The following is a 20,625-nucleotide window of genomic DNA, read 5'->3' as shown; positions in this document are numbered from 1 at the left end:
GTAAATATTACTGAATAAAAACGCAAGGGAGATGAAATAAATGGCCACCATCAAAGACATAGCAGAACAGGCTAATGTTTCACCTGCCACAGTATCAAGGATTTTAAACAATGACCAGACTCTTTCTGTTACAGATGAAACCCGAAAAAGAGTGCTTGAGGCAGCCGGTAAATTAAATTATAAGATCTCAAGGAAAAAATCTGATAAACAAGCAGAAACCCATCAGATTGGTATTGTTTTAACAAAAGATGAAACGGTTGATCCTTATTTTTTGTCCATCCGCAATGGGGTTGAAAGTATATGTGAACAGTTTTCGCTAAATATAGCTGCTATTTTTACTGTAGGGAAGGGCCATATATCACCTGCAGTCATGAGTGGATTGGATGGGCTAATTGTTCTTGGAAATGTAGAAGTAAGCGATTTAAAGGAAATTTACTACGAAAATGGCAATATCGTCTTTGTAGATTATTGTCCTGATGGAAAGGACTTTGATGTGGTAATATCTGATTTCGAGGCTGCAGCACATGAAGTCATGGAATATTTATTGGGCATTGGTCACTCGGATATCGCTTATATAGGTGGAAAAAAGGTGATCAAACATATTAGTTCTGATCAATCTTTCGAAGAGGTAGATATTCGTGAGCGAGTTTATGAAACCATCATGAAGGAAAAGGGATTGTATGACCCCGAGCTGGTTTTATTAGGTGAATTTGGACCTACCAGCGGCTATCAATTAATGAAAAGATTACTTGAAAGGAAGACTTTGCCCACTGCTGTTGTTGCAGGAAGTGACCCTATGGCCTTGGGAGCTTTTAGAGCACTGCATGAAGCAGGAATCAAAGTCCCTGAAGAGATCTCGGTTATTAGCTTTGATGACATTGAAGCCGCTGCCTATTTAAACCCGGCACTTTCTACTGTGAAAATCCATACAGAAGAAATGGGAAAGATAGCGGTCAGGCTATTATCTGAGCGAATTAAAGGGAGAACCATTCCATTAAAGGTAGTCCTTCCTACAGAACTTGTTTTACGGGAAAGCGTATCTGTCAAAAAAACCAGCCAGTATTAACATTCTATTAATGTCCTTTAAGAAAGGGTTGTAGAGCAATGATTGAACAATTAAAAAAAGAATTTATTAATCTATTTGGTAATTGTGGAGAAATTCGTGCATTCTTTGCACCGGGACGGGTAAACTTAATCGGCGAACACACAGATTATAACGGCGGCCACGTATTTCCATGTGCTCTAAGTGTGGGGACATTTGCTATTGCTCGAAAGAGAAATGACAATCTTGTTAAAGCCTATTCTAAAAACTTTGAATCACTTAAAACAATCGAATTTACTCTCAGCGAACTAGTTTATGAGGAAAAGCATGATTGGGCGAACTATGTAAAAGGAGTCATCAAAGTATTTAAGGATCATCAATTTTCGATAAATGAGGGCTTTGATGTCTTTTTTTACGGAAATATTCCTAATGGCGCCGGCTTGTCCTCTTCAGCATCAATCGAACTAGCGACTTCTGTGATCTTAAAAGGTTTATTTAATTTAAATGTAACGATGGTGGATATGGTCAAGATGAGCCAGCAGGCGGAAAATCAATTTATTGGAGTAAACTGCGGCATCATGGACCAATTTGCCATTGGAATGGGGAAAAAAGAAAAAGCGATTCTCCTTGACTGTAACACCCTTTCTTATAAATACAGCCCGGTTGAATTAGGTGATGCAGTGCTAATTATTGCTAATACGAATAAACGGAGAGGTTTGGCTGAGTCAAAATATAACGAACGCCGAGAAGAATGTGAACGGGCTTTAAAACAACTGCAGCAAGAACTGGATATTCCATCATTAGGAGCTATGTCCCCTGAATTATTCGAAAGTTACAAACATTTAATCTCAAGTCAAGTTGATGTAAAGCGTGCCAAACATGCTGTATATGAAAATGCAAGAACCTTGGAAGCGGTAAATAAATTGCATAGTGGCGACATTAGGGGTTTTGGACAATTGATGAATGAGTCGCATATTTCATTGAAAGATGATTATGAGGTCACCGGCCTTGAACTTGATACCCTTGTTGCAGCGGCTTGGGAAGAAGCGGGGGTTATTGGTTCGCGGATGACCGGAGCGGGTTTTGGAGGCTGTACGATTAGTGTTGTAAAAGCGGAGAAAGTCGATACCTTCATTGCAAATGTTGGAGAAAAATACACCGGGAAAACAGGGTTAAAAGCTGATTTTTATGTGGTAAATATCGGCGATGGTGCGGGAGAATTAACAGGTATGCTTCAAAATCATCGTTAGGAAGGTTTGAATGAATATGCCAAAGAATATTTATGAACAAATTGAACGACTTTTACAATTTGGGGTAAAAAAGAATTTAATCACGACATGGGATATTGATTTTGTAAGAAATGACCTTCTTGATGTTCTAGGTTTAGCAGATTGGGAACCGTGCGCCCCACAAGAGGATGAACTGGAATCCCCGGTTCAGATCCTTGAAGAGATCTTGGATTGGGCAGCAGCACATGGCCGGCTTGAAGAAAACACCACCACTTATCGCGACCTTCTTGATACGAAATTAATGGGATGTTTCCTTGCACGCCCGTCTGAAGTGATTCGAAATTTTTATCGGACATATGAATTGAAGGGTTCCGAAGCAGCAACAAAGGATTTTTATCAGCTTTCTCAGGAAATCCATTATATCAGAACGGACAGAATAGCTAAAAATGAGCATTGGTCGGTTCCTACAGAATATGGAGATATTGAAATTACGATTAATTTATCGAAACCTGAAAAGGACCCGAAAGAGATTGCTGCCGCGAGAACGCTAAAGCAAAGTACTTATCCTAAATGCCTGCTATGTAAGGAGAATGTTGGCTATTCAGGAAAAATAAATCATCCTGCCAGACAAACATTAAGGGTCATTCCAGTGGAATTGTCAAAAGAAAAATGGTTTTTTCAATACTCGCCATATGTATACTATAATGAACACGCTATTCTTTTAAAGGATAAGCATGAACCAATGATAATCAGTAAAAAAACTTTTGAAAGAATCCTAGATTTCACGGAAAAATTTCCGCATTATTTTCTTGGATCCAATGCAGACCTGCCGATCGTAGGAGGTTCCATTTTAACTCACGACCACTTCCAAGGCGGGAATCACATTTTCCCAATGGCAAAAGCCGAAATGGAATTGACGTTTCAGTTTGACCAATATCCAAATGTAAAAGCGGGAATCCTAAAATGGCCGCTCTCGGTAATTCGGCTAAAGGGATTAAACCGATATGAACTTGCAGAACTTGGGGGGGCCATTTTACATAAGTGGAAAATGTATAGTGATGAAAGCGCTGATATCTGTGCTTTTTCCGATGATACTTCACATAATACTATAACACCCATTGCAAGAAGAAAAGGGGATTATTACGAGCTTGACCTTGTACTTAGGAATAATCGTACTAATGAAGAACATCCCTACGGAATTTTTCATCCTCATCAGGAGGTACACCACATTAAAAAGGAAAATATCGGTTTAATTGAGGTAATGGGACTAGCAGTTCTCCCGGGAAGATTAAAAGAGGAATTGAAAATACTTGCAGATTGTCTTGTTGAAAAAAATAGTACTGAGAGACTTAAGCAAAATCCTGCTATTCATAAACACTTTGAATGGGCAGCTTCTCTAAAGGAAAAGTATTTGGAACTGAATGATACGAATGTTTCAGAAATTATTAAATATGAAGTAGGTATTGTCTTTAAAAAAGTCCTTGAGCATGCAGGAGTATTTAAACGAGATGAGTCAGGCTCTCAGGCATTCAGGAAGTTTATTACCTTTATAACTTCGTAATCAATTAATCGAATCAACATTTTCCGGGAAATTCAGTCTATAATCGACATTCTTCTTCTAAATATAGAGGATTGGATGTAGAATGAACTATAAAAAAGGAGAGTGAACGTATATGGCAATTTTAGTAACCGGGGGCGCCGGCTACATCGGGAGCCACACGGTCCTATATTTACAACAGCTTGGCCAAGAAGTAATTGTGCTTGATAATTTGCAAAAAGGACATCGTGATGCGGTCGTAAATGCCAGGGTTCATCAGGGGGAATTAAAGGACGAAGCACTTCTTGATGAAATTTTTACAACAAACAATATTGATTCAGTTATTCATTTTGCTGCCAATTCATTAGTAGGTGAAAGTGTTGAAAAGCCTTTTGAATACTATGAAAATAATGTTATTGGTTCATACCATCTTATTAAAAAAATGGTTGAACATAATGTGAAAAAAATAGTTTTCTCTTCAACAGCAGCAACTTACGGTAACCCTGTTAAGGTTCCGATCCAAGAAGAAGATCCTACGATTCCAACAAATCCTTATGGTGAAACGAAGCTGGCGATTGAAAAAATGTTAAAATGGGCTGATGGCGCCTACGGCTTAAAATCGGTTTGCCTTCGTTATTTCAATGCAGCAGGAGCAGATCCGGAGGGGCGTATTGGGGAGGATCACACACCTGAATCGCATTTGATTCCCATTGTACTGCAAGTTGCCCTTGGTCAGCGTGAAAAGGTTTCTATATTTGGAGATGACTATCCGACTGACGATGGTACCTGCATTCGCGACTATATTCATGTCAACGATTTAGCAGCAGCTCATTATCTTGCTCTCGAGAAATTAAAAACTACCGATGAGAGCGGTGTATATAATCTTGGAAACGGCACAGGGTTTTCTGTGAAACAAGTCATAGATACATGCCGTCAGGTTACCGGGAAGGATATTGCTGTTGAAGTTGCGCCTCGGCGCGCCGGGGATCCGGCAATACTGATTGCATCTTCCAATAAGGCGCGTGCAGAACTTGGCTGGATTCCGAAATATCCGGCTTTACAGGAGATTGTATCTCACGCTTGGAGTTGGCACAAAAATCATCCAAATGGGTATCAAAAATAAGAACGAAAAGAAACCGACAGTCCAATTTGATTCTGTCGGTTTCTTTTTTTTATTTAATAAGAAAAGAAGAAAAATTTGTGAAAACGGTTTCCAAATCAAATTATTTTTACTATAATAAAAATATCGATAAAATATTTTTTCTTCAAATGATATTTTTAATAAAAATATTTTTTCTTTATTACCATGAATTTCGTTTTCAGTAAGAATCTGTGGGGAATATGAAACCACTAAGAAAGAAGGGCTTTTATGTCTCATGAAAAATACTATTTAGGTGTTGACATTGGAACAACAAGCACAAAAGCAGTCCTATTTAAAAGGGATGGTGTGGTTGTAAGTACGCATCATGCTGAATATCCACTCTACAGTCCAACGCCTGCAACAGCTGAACAGGACCCTGAAGAGATCTTTCGCGCTGTTATTGAAGTCGTAAAAATAGCAATTCAAAAAAGCAAAATTGCTCAGAATGACCTCGAACTGGTTTCATTCAGTTCAGCCATGCATAGTGTAATCGCTGTCGATAAGGCTGGAAAGCCTTTGACACAATGTATTACTTGGGCAGATAGCCGTGCAACTACATGGGCAAATAGGATTAAAAATGAATTAAATGGCCATGAAATTTATTTGCGTACAGGTACACCGATACACCCAATGTCACCTCTGGCAAAATTGAAGTGGTTAAAGGAAGAAAATCCGGAACTGTTCTCAAAAACTAGTAAGTTTATTGGAATTAAAGAATATGTGTTCTATAAATTTTTTAATCAATATTGGGTTGATCATTCCATTGCATCTGCTACCGGATTGTTTAACCTGAAAAAACTTACTTGGGATGAAGAAGCATTGGAAGTAGCAGGAGTGACTGAAGAACAATTATCGACGCCGGTACCTACCACTTTTTATAGTCATAATTTAAAAGAAGAATATGCTGCTGAAATGGGGATTTCCACATCTACTCCATTTGTGGTTGGAGCGAGTGATGGGGTTTTATCAAACCTGGGAGTCAATGCCATTGACCCTGGTGTTGTTGCGGTTACGATTGGGACAAGCGGAGCGATTAGAACTGTAACGGATCACCCTGTAACAGATCCAAAAGGCAGGATATTTTGTTATGCATTAACAGAAAAACATTGGGTAGTAGGAGGACCGGTCAATAACGGTGGTATGACATTCCGATGGGTCAGAGATGAACTTGCATCGTCAGAAGTTGAGACTTCTAAGCGTTTAGGAATAGACCCATATGAAGTGTTGACAAAAATTGCTTCACGGGTTTCTCCAGGTTCTGATGGACTGATATTTCATCCGTATTTAGCCGGGGAAAGAGCACCGCTTTGGAATGCGAATGCCAGGGGTTCATTTTTTGGTCTTGGCCTGCATCATAAAAAAGAGCATATGATTCGTTCGGTATTAGAAGGAGTCATTTTAAATTTATATACTGTTCTGTTAGCTCTTCAAGAAATGATTGGTACACCTAATATGATTCAAGCAACAGGTGGATTTGCGAGGTCTGACCTGTGGCGACAAATGATGGCAGATATTTTTAATCAAGAAGTTGTTGTGCCCGAAAGCTTTGAAAGCTCTTGCCTTGGTGCCGTCGTTTTAGGGATGTACGCACTCGGTGAAATCGAGGATTTTAAAATCATGTCTGAGATGGTAGGTTCAACCCATTGTCATACACCTATTGAGGAAAATGTAGAAATCTATCAAGAACTTATCCCTATCTATATTCGTCTTTCAAGAAAACTTGAAGATGAATATGAGGGTATAGCGGCATTCCAGCAAAAGTGGGTTAGGTAATGAAGTTGAACGGGTTTTTTGCCGCTTCTACTGGTGCAATCCGTTTTGTTTCAATAAAAGGAGGATTCATATGCTGCAAAAATTCGAGATATTAAACAGACTTCAACAGGGTAAAATTGTTGCGGTAGTTCGCGGTGAAACTTCTAAGGACGCCTATCAAATTTCAATGGCGTGTATAAGGGGAGGAATAAACAATATTGAAGTGACCTTTACAACTCCTGATGCATTGAATGTGATCAGAAAATTAACAGAGGGCAACAATTCTTCCGCTGTTATTGGGGCAGGAACTGTTCTCGATCCTGAAACGGCAAGGCTGGCAATTCTTAACGGTGCGCGTTATGTTGTTAGTCCGCATTTTTCTAAGGAAATCAGTGAAATTTGTAATCTTTACTCGATTCCTTACATGCCTGGCTGCCTTACTGCCACTGAAATGATTGAAGCATTAAAAACAGGAGTCGACGTTGTTAAAGTTTTCCCGGGAGGAGTGGTTGGACCATCCTTCATTGAGAATATTAAAGGTCCACTTCCTAACATCAACCTAATGCCATCAGGAGGGGTAAATCTGGAAAATGTTTTGGAATGGTTGAAAAAGGGAAGCTTCGCTGTTGGAGTGGGTAGTGTGTTAACCAAAGGCGTCGCCGAGGGAGAATACGGAGAAATAGAAAGAAGAGCAAAGCAATTTGCAGACAAAGTTTCAGTAAGGGAATCCTAATTAAACGTAAATTTCCAATTACAAGGAGTGATAAACCGTGAGAATGACCTTCCGTTGGTACGGTGACAATGATCCTGTAAGTCTTGAGAAAATCAGGCAGATCCCCGGGATGAAAGGGATTGTTTCCGCTATTTATGACATACCAGTTGGAGAAGCTTGGCCTTTTGAAAAAATAGTAGAGTTAAAATCCAAAGTAGAAAAGCATGGTTTAACACTTGATGTAATTGAAAGCGTTCCTGTTCATGAGGACATAAAGCTTGGGTTGCCGTCTCGACAAGAATATATTAATAACTATAAAGAAACGCTTCGAAACTTAGGCAAAGCGGGCGTACCAGTTGTTTGTTACAACTTTATGCCGGTATTTGACTGGACAAGGTCTTCACTTGACCATGAGCTGCCGGATGGTTCAAATTGTTTGATTTATCAACAAGAAGTAGTCGGACGAATGAATCCGCTTACTGGAGAATTATCTCTTCCCGGCTGGGATACGAGCTATGGCAAGGATGAAATGCACAACCTGCTAACACAGTATCAATCTGTTACGGAGGAGGACCTCTGGGACAATCTGGGTCATTTTATTAGTGAAATTATGCCTGTTGCAGATGAATTTGGTGTAAAAATGGCGATTCATCCGGATGACCCGCCATGGTCTATCTTCGGGCTTCCAAGGATTATTACGAATAAAGAAAATCTTCTTCGTTTTGTTCAGTTATATGATAGTCCAAATAATGGACTATGCCTGTGCAGCGGTTCACTTGGTGCTGATCCTGATAATGATTTCCCTGAAATGGTTCGATATTTTGGTGCCTTGAATCGAGTGAATTTTATGCATGCCCGAAACATCAAACATATTGGTGATAAATCTTTTCAAGAATCCTCCCATCTTTCTACTGATGGTTCGTTGGATATGTATGAAATTATTAGGGCTTTATCTGAAATAAATTTTGAAGGCCCAATTCGTCCCGATCACGGAAGAATGATTTGGGGGGAAACCGGTAAGCCGGGATATGGTTTATATGACAGGGCACTTGGTGCAACCTATTTGAATGGAATGTGGGAAGCTGTTACAAAAGAACGGTCCCGACAATAAAGCTAAGTCAATCTTAGAAGGTGTACTTTTTGAGCACCTTCTTTTTCACAAAACTTTAAAAATAAATATTTTTTAAAAATATATATTGATTTAAGAAATATTTTTTCATATAATCAAACTATCGAATGAAAGTGCTTTCAGAAAGTGGTTTCAAAGACAAGAATGTTTTATATTATTTTATTATCAGGGGGTTTTATCAATGTTATTATTAATTGTTTTTGCCGCTATTGTAGCATTGCTATTGTTAATTACAGTGGCTAAGTTAAATCCATTTGTGGCACTTATCGTCACTGCTATCGGGGTGGGACTAGCAACAGGTATGCCATTAATTGCTCCGGATCCAACACATCCGGGAATCATTGATTCTATCAAAGCAGGTATGGGTAATACGCTAGGGTTTCTTGCTATTGTTCTTGGACTTGGTACAATGCTTGGTAAAATGATGGCTGAATCCGGAGGGGCAGAACGAATTGCCCAAACATTGATTAAACGTTTTGGTGAAAAGAATGTTCACTGGGCAATGATGGTTGTAGCATTTATCGTAGGTATTCCAGTATTTTTCCAAGTTGGTTTTGTTTTATTAGTACCTCTAGTGTTCACGATCGCTCGTCAAACGGGGGTGTCACTTGTTAAGATTGGAGTTCCGTTAGTAGCCGGTCTATCAGTCGTTCACGGACTCGTTCCTCCACACCCTGCTGCAATGGCTGCAGTAGGAATTTTCAAAGCAAATGTTGGTAAAACCATTTTCTACTCTCTTATCGTAGGACTTCCAACCGCAATTATTGCCGGACCATTATACGGAGCTTGGATTGGAAAACGAATTCATAAGACAGTTCCAAAAGAATTGGCAGAACAAATGGCAGCACCTAGAGATTTAAAAGAACTTCCAGGCTTTTTTAACACAGTATTTACAATTCTTGTTCCAGTTATCTTAATGCTTTCATCGTCTATCTCTGAATTAGCATTAGAAAAGACTAGTTTTGGGTATAAAGCATTTCATTTTATTGGAGATCCGGTAGTCGCTCTATTAATTGCAACCGTTTATTCTTTCTTCAGCCTTGGTTTCTTCCGCGGCTTCAGTCGTGAATCAGTATTAAAGTTTTCTAATGATTGCTTGGCTCCAACTGCTTCGATTCTTTTAGTCATTGGCGGCGGCGGAGCATTTAATAAAGTATTATTAGATTCAGGAATCGGTACTTACATTGCAGAATTAGCAAAAGCATCACATATGTCACCAATTCTTCTTGGATGGGGAATTGCCGCTATGATTCGTGTCGCCACAGGATCTGCAACCGTATCAATGATGACTGCAGCAGGTATCGTTGCACCGATTGCAGCAGCCATTCCCGGTACGAATGTTGAACTTCTTGTCTTAGCAACCGGCGCAGGCTCTCTGATTCTTTCCCACGTGAATGACTCCGGTTTCTGGATGATTAAAGAGTATTTCGGGATGACAGTAAAAGAAACATTAATGACATGGACCGCCTTAGAAACCATTTTATCTGTGGCAGCACTATGCTTTATCCTTATCCTTAATGTCATTGTTTAATAGTTTAATAAACGAATCATATTAAAATTATTTCAAAAAACAAGAACCCGACAGAATGCAAGTTTACTGTCGGGTTCTTGCTTTTTAATTCAATCGTTTTTCAAAAAAGACTTAATGGTAGGAAACTCAAAATAAAATACAGTCCCTTTTCCCGGTTCACTCTCTGCCCAAATAGTACCATCCATTGCACGGACAATGCTATGGACCACCATCATTCCAAGTCCTGTACCCTTTGAACCTTTTGTTGAATAAAACGGTTCTCCAAGTCGATCAAGCTGTTCCTTGGTCATTCCCACACCGGTATCCTTCACCTTGATGGTCAAAAAATCTTGACTGAATTCAGAAGATATGGAAAGCTGCCCCCCATTAGGCATGGATTCAACAGCATTTTTGAGTACATTAATAAAGCATTGACGGAACTTTTGCCTTTCTCCCTTAATGAAACCAATTACTGCAAAATCAGTTAATATCTCAACTGAATTTTGATTAGCGATTGGCTGGATGATATTGATAATTTGCCGAAGCTCGCTTTTTACATTTAATTCTTCATTCGTCACAAAAGACGGCTTTGCAAAGGTCAAATAATCCTGGATAACTCTTTCGGCAGAATTAAGTTCTTCCTTAACGATGGATAGGTATTCTCTTTGTTTTTGCCTTGTGAGGTGATTATCTTGCAGTAATTGAACAAACCCGCTGGCTGCTGTAAGCGGGTTTCGTATCTCATGGGAAATGGCTGCTCCCATTTGTTCGACCGCCTTTAATTTTTCCGCCTTGATTAACTGCTGCTTCATTTCTGTATTTTTTTTAACAAATTCGATTGAGTAGGAAATAATGGCAATTCCTAGAGGCGGAATTACCAAATAAGCAAACCATCCATCAAGCCAAGAAGGGGGGGAATAAGTAAGTTCCATTCCTCCGACCGTCAACACACCGAATATAATGCCAAAACAAATAGCAATTAAAATACGGCGATTTGGATTTTGCCTCCAAAACCAACTGTGAAGTCTCCATATTGCAATACCTAGAGGAATATAAAGCAATACAGTCTCTAAAAAACCGATGTCCCACCCATAAAAGCTCCTGAAGATAATGGCAATTAAGACAAGTAAGGGTCCGATTCCAAAATAAAGACCGCCAATTACCACGGGAATTCCCCTTAAATCATACCGGGCAGAGGAGATGGGATTGTAGGAGAAGTGAATACAGTACCATAACATCAAAACAAACAATAAAATCAAGGTAGGTTTAGAAATGGTAAATCTCCTACTTTTTTCAAGCCACACTAAATAAAAGAAGAGGAATATTATGAGAATGGAAAGATTCATGAAAAGATGTTTTGTAATTTCCATAATTTCACCGTCCAAAATGGCTGTTATGAAAATTTTACAGGTATTTTTCACCATATTCAATCAAATTGCAACAATATTTTGAAAAATAGTAAATAAATCGTAAAACAACAAGATTTAATTGGATGGGTGGGGGTAAGTCCTTTAGTTCCAATTTGATTACTTATATCTGTCCTTTCAGGGGGGGAAGCTCTTGTAGTCGATCCTAAAGGTGAAAGAGGGAATTGGAAAAGGGATTTACACGATTTAGGTCATCAGGAAAATATTATTTCTCTTTCTACAAAACCGGAGGATAAAGGACGACTAGATCCATTTTCCATTCATGATGATATAAAGAAGCTGAAACACTCGCCCTTGATATTACAAATGTGTTCGGATGGAATTATCACAACAGTAAAAGTGACCGGATTAAACTGTTTCTTTTAATCTTTAATAAAATTAATTTCTTTGATTTCAAACGGAATGTGATTATTCGTGAAAAAAGCAATATGATATTGCAGAAAACTATCATGATATTTGTTTGAAAATACTTCAGACATAAGTGTTTTGCCACCTTTTATGTTGTTGAATAAAGCGTACGATATTGCTTCCCTATTTTTACTGTACCAAAAAAATATTTGAAATTCGAGCTATAAAGGGGGCGTACAAGAAAAAAGCGCCAATTCTTTCAATGAAAAATTATGAGATAAGGTAAAAATGAAGTTGTTTAATTAAAAGGAGTACCTTATATTATGAAAAAATATTGAAATTAAAATGGACAAACATGGAATTTTAATTCTAAATGAAATTGTTTGAGAGAAGAATTGATTATCAAATGAAATAAAGAGGTGAACCCAGCAAATAAACTGGGCCACAAATATAAAAAAGGGGGCAATAATATAGACTGGTTGTCTACAAAAAAGTTTCATTTTAAAATCAGGAAACTCCTGACTAAGTTTTTATACTTCATGAGGCATTGCTTAATTCATCTTTATCGTAATAAGAAAAATGCTTCATATGTAGGTTTAGTAATTTATCTAACTCTTGACTACATGTTATTGTTTCATTGCTATTAATACCTGTACTATTTGCAACGTTCACCAAAGTTTTTTTCATTTCATCTATACGTTTTAATAATAATTCAAGTGAATATTTGTTCAATTTGGTAACTTCCCCTAGGTAAAATTATGAGTTTTAGCACACTAAAACATTATAAAAGAAATTTAGGATATTGAAATAGATTCGACAAAACTTGCCAAAAAAAAGACAAAGGATAAATAGCGCAATTCGAAGAAATGATGCAGAAAAGGGATCTCGATGATAGGAAATACAAGAAGATGCTGTTAGAAAAGACCTTTACAGGTCTTTTTCTTATTTAATGTAGAATATCAAAAATTAAGCACAGCAAATTTCTTCATTGCTCATTAAGCTGATACCCCCTCTGTTACTTAACATTAATTGTTTATAGGCATCCAAAAAATGTTCGTAAGTCTGGTTTACATATTGCATAGTGTTGTTTTTGAATAAGAAGCTCATATTGAAATTTTTTGCCTGTTCTAAAGAACAATTTCGCGAAATCATGATCAAATTTATTATAGGAAAGAAAATACTCCTTTTTCAACATACTAGTATGATTAACGGTCAAATTGACCACTTCCTAATAAAAATGAGTGTTTAACAACTACACACGCAATTGCAATTAGTTTTTACGATAGTTGATTTATGTCTTGATATTAATTTCTTTGCTACTTTTTGAAAAAATGTGTTCTTTTTGACAGTAGCTGCAGCCTTTCATTACTGCTGTTAAAAAACGTTAGTGATGGTATTCCATTTAATGGCCATTTAATTGGTGCGAAATGTTCCTGACTCAAATGAAATGTGGTTACACAATTTCGGTAAAGGTCAGGCAATTTTAGATTCCTAAAACTGAAGGGTTATAACAAGGAGTCGAATGAGGAGGTAACGCTCTGAAAGGCTCCCCCTGCGTCGAATAGCACGCTGTTTAGTAAGAAAAAGCGTGTTATAAGCTCGGCTAATAGGCATGAGAATTTACCGTAACAGTCCGGCTGACGAAAGCCTACCCGATGGGGTGGTGTAAATCATGGTGCTTGGGTTGAACAGATATGCTGAGAATGCAATGAAATATAATAAGAAAGTATATTGCTGACGAAATTCTGAATGTACGGGTCTAGACTGGCGTTATTTAGAAATGTATTTACTACTAAATGTAGGGTTAGCTGTGGATGAGTAAGAATCAATTATATAAAAATCCATCTTGTGTTACAGGCACATGCGATGCTAACAGGCTCATAGGAAGCAACTAAGTTTGTTCCATAATAGATATAACTTAACGTTGTAAGCTGATGACGTGGAGAGCTTACTCTCAATGAAGCGGTGGAAAGGAAAATAGTCGTGATAATAGCGACTGTATAACTTTTCTTCATATCAGTGAAAGTGGTGGCACAGTACCATTGAAGCGTGTAATGAACGTGGAGGGATAGCCACTAGACAAATTTTTATCATATTCGAAATCCTTTGCCATTACTTTAATATCAACTACATTTCCTGTTGCTGCATTTTTAGCGGCTACTTTTGGTGTATCCCCAGTTTTTGATGTTTGTGTTGAAGTATCTGACTTTTTGCCAGATGGTGTTGTCGCATTTGAAGAATTGTTAGTAGTGCTTCCACAAGCACTTAACATCATTACCATTAAGGCTACTGCTGTAAATAAAAAGCCCATTCTCTTTTTCATAGGTAAGATTTCTCCTTTCAAATTTATAACTATTAAAACTTAACATATATTCACACAAAAAATATTAAGTGTAGTTTTAATTAAGCTGCTATGAACCGCAAAGTAGTTTACTGTATATGGAACATTTACAGGTGTTTATCCAATAATAGTTACCAAAAACAACTGTTTTTGTAACTACACTACTATCCATTTATCGTTTGAGTGACTGCCATTGGGTTTCATGATTACCAAAAAATATGGCCAAAAGTATTACCAAATACCCTTTCTGTAGCTTTATCTTACTCTTGCCTTTACCTTGCAGTCTATAATACGAACCCTGTCACTACCCCTTAATGGAACAAAGTAAGTAAATCAGGTTAAATATGAATCAATAAATTTACGTAATTTTTACATATTCACAAATAGTTACATGTTAAAATAGGTAAAAGTTTTGAGGTGACAAGAAGAGACAAGAGGTGACAAGATATGACAAAAGAAACAGTTATGTATAAAGGAACACAATATATAATTCTATATAAATACGAATCAGGTTATTATGAAATAAAAGAGTTAGACAGTAATTACGAAGTTAAACTAGTGCATAAATCAGATTTGGAATATCAATAACACCTATACATTTCTTCAATGGACCTGCCACGTTCAACAAGATCTCAAAGTATCGCATGAATACTTTATGCAAATCTAGTTCATGGTACCTTTTTTTGTTGACATAAGTAAGGAATATAAGAAGTAAAAACCCTTGGATTAACGAGATATCCAAGGGTTTTAAAACATAATAAACGGTTCTGGTGCAAAAACCTCGAACATTTTGCAATTAATCTCCATACTGATACTATTTTTAAAAAAGGGGCATAATCAGTATGGAAAATCAAAATTTGTTCAAATGGAAACATTATCAGCCTGAGATTATCCTTCTTACAGAGAGACGGTACCTTCGGTACAACCTAAGTTTTCGTGATTTGGTGGAAATGATGGAAGAGCGTGGCCTGTTTGATGGCTCACACAACGATTATGCGTTGGGTCCATCAATATGGTCCTGAGTTGAATAAGAAAATCCGGTGTCATCTCAAGCAGAAAAATGACTCGAGGAGAGTAGATGAAACTTACATAAAAGTAAAAGGACAATGGATGTATTTGTATCGTGCGGCCGATTCAGAAGGGAATACCATTAATTTTTGCTTAAGTAAAAATAGAAATTCCAAATCAGCCAAGCGCTTTTTCAAAAAAGCCTTGGCTTTTTCGCATGTATCCACTCCTCGTGTCATTACTATAGATAAGAATCCAGCTTATCCAGTAGCAGTTGAGGAGTTAAAAGAAGAAAAAAAGATGCCAGAAGGCATCCAAATAAGGCAAGTGAAATATCTTAACAACATCGTGGAACAGGATCATCGGTTCATTAAGAGACTATGTTAGGGTTCAAGTCTTTTGATACAGCTATATCCATTCTTTCGGGAGTAGAAGCCATGCATATGATCAAAAAAGAAGAGATTGATTTACGGGGTCAGTCTATCCAAAATCAAAAAGAATTCATCCATCAATTGTTTGGGCTTGCAGATTAAGATACGATTCGCTAAGAATATATGCGCTTTATTCTCTTTTATTTTATCTTTGCACCAGAACCAAAAAATGGATATTGGACATTACAAGCAGGAATTTTCCCAGAAAACAAAACAAGCATTAAATTACATAAAAATTTTGGATTTCTAAAAATTGGTTGTCGAGAACGTATTGGAAAAATGAATGATGTTTGGCGTGATTTGATTTTACTAGAAAGAAGAAGTAATATAGTAGGAATTTAAATCAGCTAAAAGTGTGAGTGTGAGAGCGTGTTCGAAATCGAACACCTTTCCAAACGGGTATTTTTTGTTCAAAAACGGCGGTTTGGTTAGGCCCCAGTCCAAGATTAGGGCCATTTGTTATTTTTATATTAATCCTCATATAAAGATTAAATACATCATTCCGCTTCTGCGTTTGATGTGTCTCTGCACTCCCAGCATTCCGCTCGATTCCTCTCCATAATAGATAATTCCTCTCCGCATGAAATGCAAAAATCCATTAGCAATCCCCCTTTCCGTGTTTTTTAATAAACAAACTACCAACCTCATCTAGTTACTAAGTTGTTGGTTCAATCATAACACAAAATATTCTGACATTAAAGCTAAAAGAAGACAAATTAGTCTGTAGAAGGATTTTATGTTTTTCCACTATTAATGGTTATCTAGGAAATCTTAATTTAATGGAAACATAAATTAAGAAAATCTCAAAGTAAAGTTGAGGCAGGAGAATTCCCTGTCCTTTTTATAGATTTTCTAAGGGCAATAAATAGTAGTATGTAATTCATCACTGGGAGGCTTTTAATATATAAAAAAATAATTACTTCTAGTGTACAAAAAATGAATTCTAACTAGTTGTATAATATACATTATATACTTTTAAACCATCAAAAACATAGGTATGCTCGTCATATAATATAAATTTTCCATTCAATTTGATATGATTTTTAGATGGTTAAACTCAGCATATAAGTTAGATGGTGGAAGAATGCTAGAAGAATATATTGCTAATCTTGAAAAAAAGGATAAGTCTCCAAAAATCATTATTTCCTATCGGAATGATATTCTTATTTTTTTAGATGATTTACATATACAGCCAGATCATTTTGTGACGGCAACGGATGTAAGAAAATGGATTAGTAGCATGTTACATCCAAACGATGGAAAGCCTTTGGCGATCACGACGATCAATCGCCGGTTAAACTCATTACGCAGTTTATATTCATGGGCGCAAAAAAGTAGAAAGCTGTAGCATAACCCAATGGAAGAAATTAATGATTTAAAATCTGCCGATGAAGATCATGAAAAGATCATGTGGCTCACAGAAGAAGAGTTTGAAGAGCTTTTACATCGTGTGAGAAAGACACCTTTCAAAAGCAGAGGGGTGAAACCCGAAGAAAAATACCACTGGGATCGAGCCATTATTTATTTTTTATTGACGTACGCAGGTTTGAGGGTGGATGAACTATCAAACATAAAGTTAACCGATATTGACTTGGGATTAAGACGAATTAGGATTCTAGGGAATGGACGGAAGCTTCGGACGGTACCCATGACCAATACCTTATGGCAAGAACTGTACGACTGGTTACTTTTTAGAGCAGAAATGACAAACAAAAAACCTCATGTAGAAGAATCATCCTATGTGTTTTATAGCTAGCGATCCCTTTAATTTACGGTTCGTGGGATTCAGGCGATGATTGAAAGTTACAGCTTACCGAAGAAAAAACTAACACCCCATATGTTCCGCCATACATTTTGCAAGTGGATGTTAAAAGCAACGAATAATGACATTGAAAAGGTAAGGAGACTCGCTGGTCACAGTAACATTTCAACCACAGAACGATATTTAAAAGATTCCTATTGTGATTTGGCGGATGTAGTTGAAACTATGCCGAAATTTTAATTCTGAAAGAGAGGATGGTTATTTTATATGGAATCTTGGTTGGATACCTCTCTATGTAAAGATAATGAGGACTCTCCATTTCCGATCTACATTTTTAAATTCTTTCTAAGATGACTGAAGACGAACGCTATCGACTTAGAAAACTGCACCTCACCTAAATACTTTTTTTGATTAAAAAGAAAACAGAGGCTGACGCACTTAGTCAACCCCTGTTAGTTATTGAACAATGGAGATCGTATTTCTGCCTTTAGTTTTCGATAAGTATAATGCTGTATCCGCCATATGGATCAGTTCTTGGGGCTTTGTTTTGGAATTAGGAAAAATTGAAGCAATTCCTATGCTAAGGGTGATGATTTCCGCAATCTCAGAACTGCTGTGGGGAATATTAAGCGACTCAATTGTCTGTTGGATTTTTTGGGCCACTTTGAACCCTTCTTCCTGAACGGTCAATGGCATGATAATAGCAAATTCCTCACCGCCATAACGGGAAATTGTATAATTTTTATTACTGGTAACATCATTCTTAATCGTTTGGGCAATTGTTTGTAAACAAAGGTCTCCGGCCGGGTGACCGTATGTATCGTTATAGTTTTTAAAATAATCAATATCAAACATGAGTAATGTAAGCGGTAAATTTGAATTAGAAAGGTTTAAAAACTCTTTTTCAAGGGTATTGTCAAAAAATCTTCTATTTGAAACTCCTGTTAAACCATCCATGTAAGAAAGCCGATTAAGAAGTTCATTGGCTTCTTTTAATTTATGCTCCGTTAATTTTCGGTCGGTAATATTTCTTGAAACAATAATTACACGCTTGCTGCCGTCTTCTAGAAAATGTACACTCTTTAATTTTGACTCTATCCATATGTACTCGCCCATTTTGGTACAGTACCTGTAAGTAGAATCCGCAAACCCTTCACTTAGAGCTTTTTCAAACATTTCAATTGTGTGGGAAATATCATCAGGATGGATAAAACTTTCGATTTTTTTACCTAATAGTTCCGGATATTCATATTTAATGATTTCGTTTACTGCGGGTGAAATATAGATGAATTCTCGATTTTCATTGTGCATGGTAATCATATCACTTGAGTATTCAGCTAGTAATCGAAAGCGTTCCTCACTTTCCTTTAATTTTATGACACTAAGCTTTAATTCTCGTTGTACCTCATTAGAATTAGCAATATACTCAGCAATAAAATAAGCTAAAAATCCTCCAGTCAATGAAATCATATAATGTCCCAGTAATACAGATTTGAGGAGAGATTTATCATCAATATTACTGATAAGTATTAGTGAAATAATGACCAATCCACTGATATTCATTAAGAAAGCTTTAAAGGTCATGCTAAATTTTAATTTTGAGATTCCTCCACATACAAATCCTGTTAATAGTACACCTAAAGCTGCTAGCAGAGCATTGTTACTATAACCAAAAAGGTATAGTCTTCCGGAAGAAATGAGAACTGAAGCAATGAAAGCGGGAATGAAACCACCAAAAGCAGCGGGAATAACAATAGCTAAATGTCGCAAATCGGCTATGGTAGTAGGATTTATTTTAATGCTAAACAACATTAAAATGTTACCAAGGACTCCAAAACAAAGCCCCCAATAAAGCTTAGTTGATAAGGGTGAAGAAACGTGCAAAGGCTTATTTTTAAAAACCTGTCCCATGATAAAAAAGGACGCGACTAAAAGTGCGCCATTTAACACAAAATCTTTGTACATATTTGTAACTCCTAAAATGATATGAAAACTTAAGTATTATATTGAAATGGTACATTCGCAAAAATTAAACACCATACCAATTATACTATGAATTAATATTAATGAACAAAAAATAGAAAATAAAACCAAATGAAAAATATTTTAATAATAACTGGTTCAAATAATGCATTCAACCGGTTTTCCTATTTTATAGCAATGATATATTTGTGTATACTTATACCAAAATGGTTTATAGGTTTGGGGAGAAACAATGAAAAAAAATATTTCTGATATTGCAAAAATTGCCGGAGTCGCAAAAAGCACCGTTTCACGATATTTAAATGGAGGCTCAGTAAGCGATACTACAAAAAAGAAAATTGAACACGTTATAAATGAAACCGGATATATTCCGAATACTTTTGCACAAAGTTTAAAGGCAAAAAAGACTAATATTATTGGTACCATTGTGCCTAGATTGGATTCATATGCGGCATCAAATACACTAATTGGGATTGATGAGCAGTTAAGAAAATTAAATTATCAAATGCTGATTTCGAATTCAAATCAAGATTTAGTGAGGGAAATTGAAAGCATTTATAGTTTAGAACGGCAGAAAATTGCCGGAATTATTTTGCTTGCTACTGAAATAACAAATGAACATTTGGAAGCATTTAGGGAAATTAAAATCCCTTTGTTACTGGTAGGCCAATATAATGAAAATACTTACAGCCTTATTCATGATGATTATGCTGCAGGTTTCGAGCTTGGAAGATATGTTCTGGAAAAGGGGCATCGAAAAATAGCTTATTTAGGTGTAACAGAAAAAGATATTGCCGTTGGAATTAAACGAAAACAAGGCTTCAAGGATGCAGTAAAGAATTTTGCAGATTGTGAAGTTCGGTACTTTGAAACAGGTTTTAAAATTAAAGATGCCATGAAAGTAGCTTCCTATGTATTAGAGGAATTTTCTCCAACCTTATTGTTTTGCGCAACTGACAATATTGCACTTGGGGGGTTAAAAGCTGCGTATATAAAAGGAATAAACGTACCTGAAGATTTATCAATCGTTGGTTTTGGAGGTTATGAGGTTACTGAAGTTATTCACCCTGCATTAACGACAGCGAAGTTTTATTATAAAGAAGCGGGTCAACTTGCAGCCAAAAATATTGTTCGACTTGTAAATGGGGAATATGTGGAAGATTTAACTGTATCAAATTTTCAAATAATTGAACGAGAAAGCGTTGACAATTTATTTAAAGGTAAAATATAATACAGTTATGGAACCGATTCCAATTGGTCGGTTTTAATTTTG

14 protein-coding genes and 2 pseudogenes are annotated in these 20,625 nt (G+C 36.7%); 12 read left to right on the top strand and 4 right to left on the bottom strand.

Features of this window, described 5'->3' with window-relative positions; all coding sequences use genetic code 11:
• Positions 1-40 precede the first annotated feature (40 nt).
• The 8 genes from AC3ANV_RS22900 (at position 41) to AC3ANV_RS22865 (ending at position 10,073) form a co-directional block, all read left to right on the top strand.
• Positions 41-1,066 carry a LacI family DNA-binding transcriptional regulator gene (locus AC3ANV_RS22900; RefSeq protein ID WP_488310951.1) on the top strand — a complete coding sequence of 342 codons (1,026 nt, stop codon included), beginning with the start codon at positions 41-43 and terminating at the stop codon, positions 1,064-1,066.
• A 38-nt stretch (positions 1,067-1,104) separates the two neighbouring features.
• On the top strand, positions 1,105-2,292 hold the full coding sequence (locus AC3ANV_RS22895; RefSeq protein WP_488310950.1) for a galactokinase: 1,188 nt from the start codon (positions 1,105-1,107) through the stop codon (positions 2,290-2,292).
• 16 nt (positions 2,293-2,308) lie between these two features.
• Complete coding sequence (gene galT / locus AC3ANV_RS22890; protein ID WP_488314309.1) at positions 2,309-3,832, top strand: UDP-glucose--hexose-1-phosphate uridylyltransferase; 1,524 nt, start codon at positions 2,309-2,311, stop codon at positions 3,830-3,832.
• A gap of 112 nt (positions 3,833-3,944) precedes the next feature.
• On the top strand, positions 3,945-4,931 hold the full coding sequence (galE, locus tag AC3ANV_RS22885) for a UDP-glucose 4-epimerase GalE (RefSeq protein ID WP_488310949.1): 987 nt from the start codon (positions 3,945-3,947) through the stop codon (positions 4,929-4,931).
• A gap of 246 nt (positions 4,932-5,177) precedes the next feature.
• Positions 5,178-6,722, top strand: a complete 1,545-nt coding sequence (gene gntK / locus AC3ANV_RS22880; protein ID WP_488310948.1) for a gluconokinase — start codon at positions 5,178-5,180, stop codon at positions 6,720-6,722.
• Positions 6,723-6,792: 70 nt separating this feature from the next.
• Positions 6,793-7,434, top strand: coding sequence for a bifunctional 2-keto-4-hydroxyglutarate aldolase/2-keto-3-deoxy-6-phosphogluconate aldolase (locus AC3ANV_RS22875; protein WP_488310947.1), 642 nt, complete (start codon positions 6,793-6,795; stop codon positions 7,432-7,434).
• 37 nt (positions 7,435-7,471) lie between these two features.
• Positions 7,472-8,524, top strand: a complete 1,053-nt coding sequence (uxuA, locus tag AC3ANV_RS22870; protein WP_488310946.1) for a mannonate dehydratase — start codon at positions 7,472-7,474, stop codon at positions 8,522-8,524.
• Between the two features lie 199 nt (positions 8,525-8,723).
• A complete protein-coding gene (locus AC3ANV_RS22865; RefSeq protein ID WP_488310945.1) occupies positions 8,724-10,073 on the top strand; it encodes a GntP family permease in 1,350 nt (449 codons plus the stop codon).
• A gap of 89 nt (positions 10,074-10,162) precedes the next feature.
• On the opposite strand, the gene AC3ANV_RS22860 is transcribed toward AC3ANV_RS22865, so the two are convergent.
• Positions 10,163-11,422, bottom strand: a complete 1,260-nt coding sequence (locus AC3ANV_RS22860) for an ATP-binding protein (RefSeq protein WP_488310944.1) — start codon at positions 11,420-11,422, stop codon at positions 10,163-10,165.
• Between the two features lie 162 nt (positions 11,423-11,584).
• Between AC3ANV_RS22860 and AC3ANV_RS22855 the strand changes: the two genes are divergently transcribed.
• On the top strand, positions 11,585-11,845 hold the full coding sequence (locus AC3ANV_RS22855) for an ATP-binding protein (protein ID WP_488314308.1): 261 nt from the start codon (positions 11,585-11,587) through the stop codon (positions 11,843-11,845).
• A gap of 519 nt (positions 11,846-12,364) precedes the next feature.
• On the opposite strand, the gene AC3ANV_RS22850 is transcribed toward AC3ANV_RS22855, so the two are convergent.
• Positions 12,365-12,559, bottom strand: coding sequence for a Spo0E family sporulation regulatory protein-aspartic acid phosphatase (locus AC3ANV_RS22850; RefSeq protein ID WP_488310943.1), 195 nt, complete (start codon positions 12,557-12,559; stop codon positions 12,365-12,367).
• 1,279 nt (positions 12,560-13,838) lie between these two features.
• Positions 13,839-14,150, bottom strand: a complete 312-nt coding sequence (locus AC3ANV_RS22845; RefSeq protein WP_488310942.1) for a hypothetical protein — start codon at positions 14,148-14,150, stop codon at positions 13,839-13,841.
• An 860-nt stretch (positions 14,151-15,010) separates the two neighbouring features.
• Between AC3ANV_RS22845 and AC3ANV_RS22840 the strand changes: the two are divergent.
• Positions 15,011-15,709, top strand: a pseudogene (locus AC3ANV_RS22840) (IS6 family transposase).
• A gap of 982 nt (positions 15,710-16,691) precedes the next feature.
• Positions 16,692-17,609 (top strand): annotated as a pseudogene (locus AC3ANV_RS22835) (tyrosine-type recombinase/integrase).
• 216 nt (positions 17,610-17,825) lie between these two features.
• Here AC3ANV_RS22835 and AC3ANV_RS22830 read toward each other — a convergent pair.
• Positions 17,826-19,334 carry a diguanylate cyclase domain-containing protein gene (locus tag AC3ANV_RS22830; RefSeq protein ID WP_488310941.1) on the bottom strand — a complete coding sequence of 503 codons (1,509 nt, stop codon included), beginning with the start codon at positions 19,332-19,334 and terminating at the stop codon, positions 17,826-17,828.
• A gap of 250 nt (positions 19,335-19,584) precedes the next feature.
• On the opposite strand from AC3ANV_RS22830, the gene AC3ANV_RS22825 reads away from it, so the two are divergent.
• On the top strand, positions 19,585-20,583 hold the full coding sequence (locus AC3ANV_RS22825) for a LacI family DNA-binding transcriptional regulator (RefSeq protein ID WP_488310940.1): 999 nt from the start codon (positions 19,585-19,587) through the stop codon (positions 20,581-20,583).
• Positions 20,584-20,625: the final 42 nt, after the last annotated feature.

The sequence above is a fragment of the Neobacillus sp. DFD-2R genome (assembly GCF_057747865.1).
This window is presented reverse-complemented; position numbering and strand designations above follow the sequence as displayed.

Excerpts from the sequence above, each read along its gene's own strand:
- AC3ANV_RS22860 (WP_488310944.1), bottom strand. The coding sequence starts at position 11,422 with ATGGAAATTACAAAACATCTTTTCATGAATCTTTCCATTCTCATAATA.
- AC3ANV_RS22825 (WP_488310940.1), top strand. The coding sequence starts at position 19,585 with ATGAAAAAAAATATTTCTGATATTGCAAAAATTGCCGGAGTCGCAAAA.
- galE (WP_488310949.1), top strand. The coding sequence starts at position 3,945 with ATGGCAATTTTAGTAACCGGGGGCGCCGGCTACATCGGGAGCCACACG.
- galT (WP_488314309.1), top strand. The coding sequence starts at position 2,309 with ATGCCAAAGAATATTTATGAACAAATTGAACGACTTTTACAATTTGGG.
- AC3ANV_RS22895 (WP_488310950.1), top strand. The coding sequence starts at position 1,105 with ATGATTGAACAATTAAAAAAAGAATTTATTAATCTATTTGGTAATTGT.
- AC3ANV_RS22845 (WP_488310942.1), bottom strand. The coding sequence starts at position 14,150 with ATGAAAAAGAGAATGGGCTTTTTATTTACAGCAGTAGCCTTAATGGTA.
- AC3ANV_RS22900 (WP_488310951.1), top strand. The coding sequence starts at position 41 with ATGGCCACCATCAAAGACATAGCAGAACAGGCTAATGTTTCACCTGCC.
- gntK (WP_488310948.1), top strand. The coding sequence starts at position 5,178 with ATGTCTCATGAAAAATACTATTTAGGTGTTGACATTGGAACAACAAGC.
- AC3ANV_RS22875 (WP_488310947.1), top strand. The coding sequence starts at position 6,793 with ATGCTGCAAAAATTCGAGATATTAAACAGACTTCAACAGGGTAAAATT.
- AC3ANV_RS22830 (WP_488310941.1), bottom strand. The coding sequence starts at position 19,334 with ATGTACAAAGATTTTGTGTTAAATGGCGCACTTTTAGTCGCGTCCTTT.
- AC3ANV_RS22865 (WP_488310945.1), top strand. The coding sequence starts at position 8,724 with ATGTTATTATTAATTGTTTTTGCCGCTATTGTAGCATTGCTATTGTTA.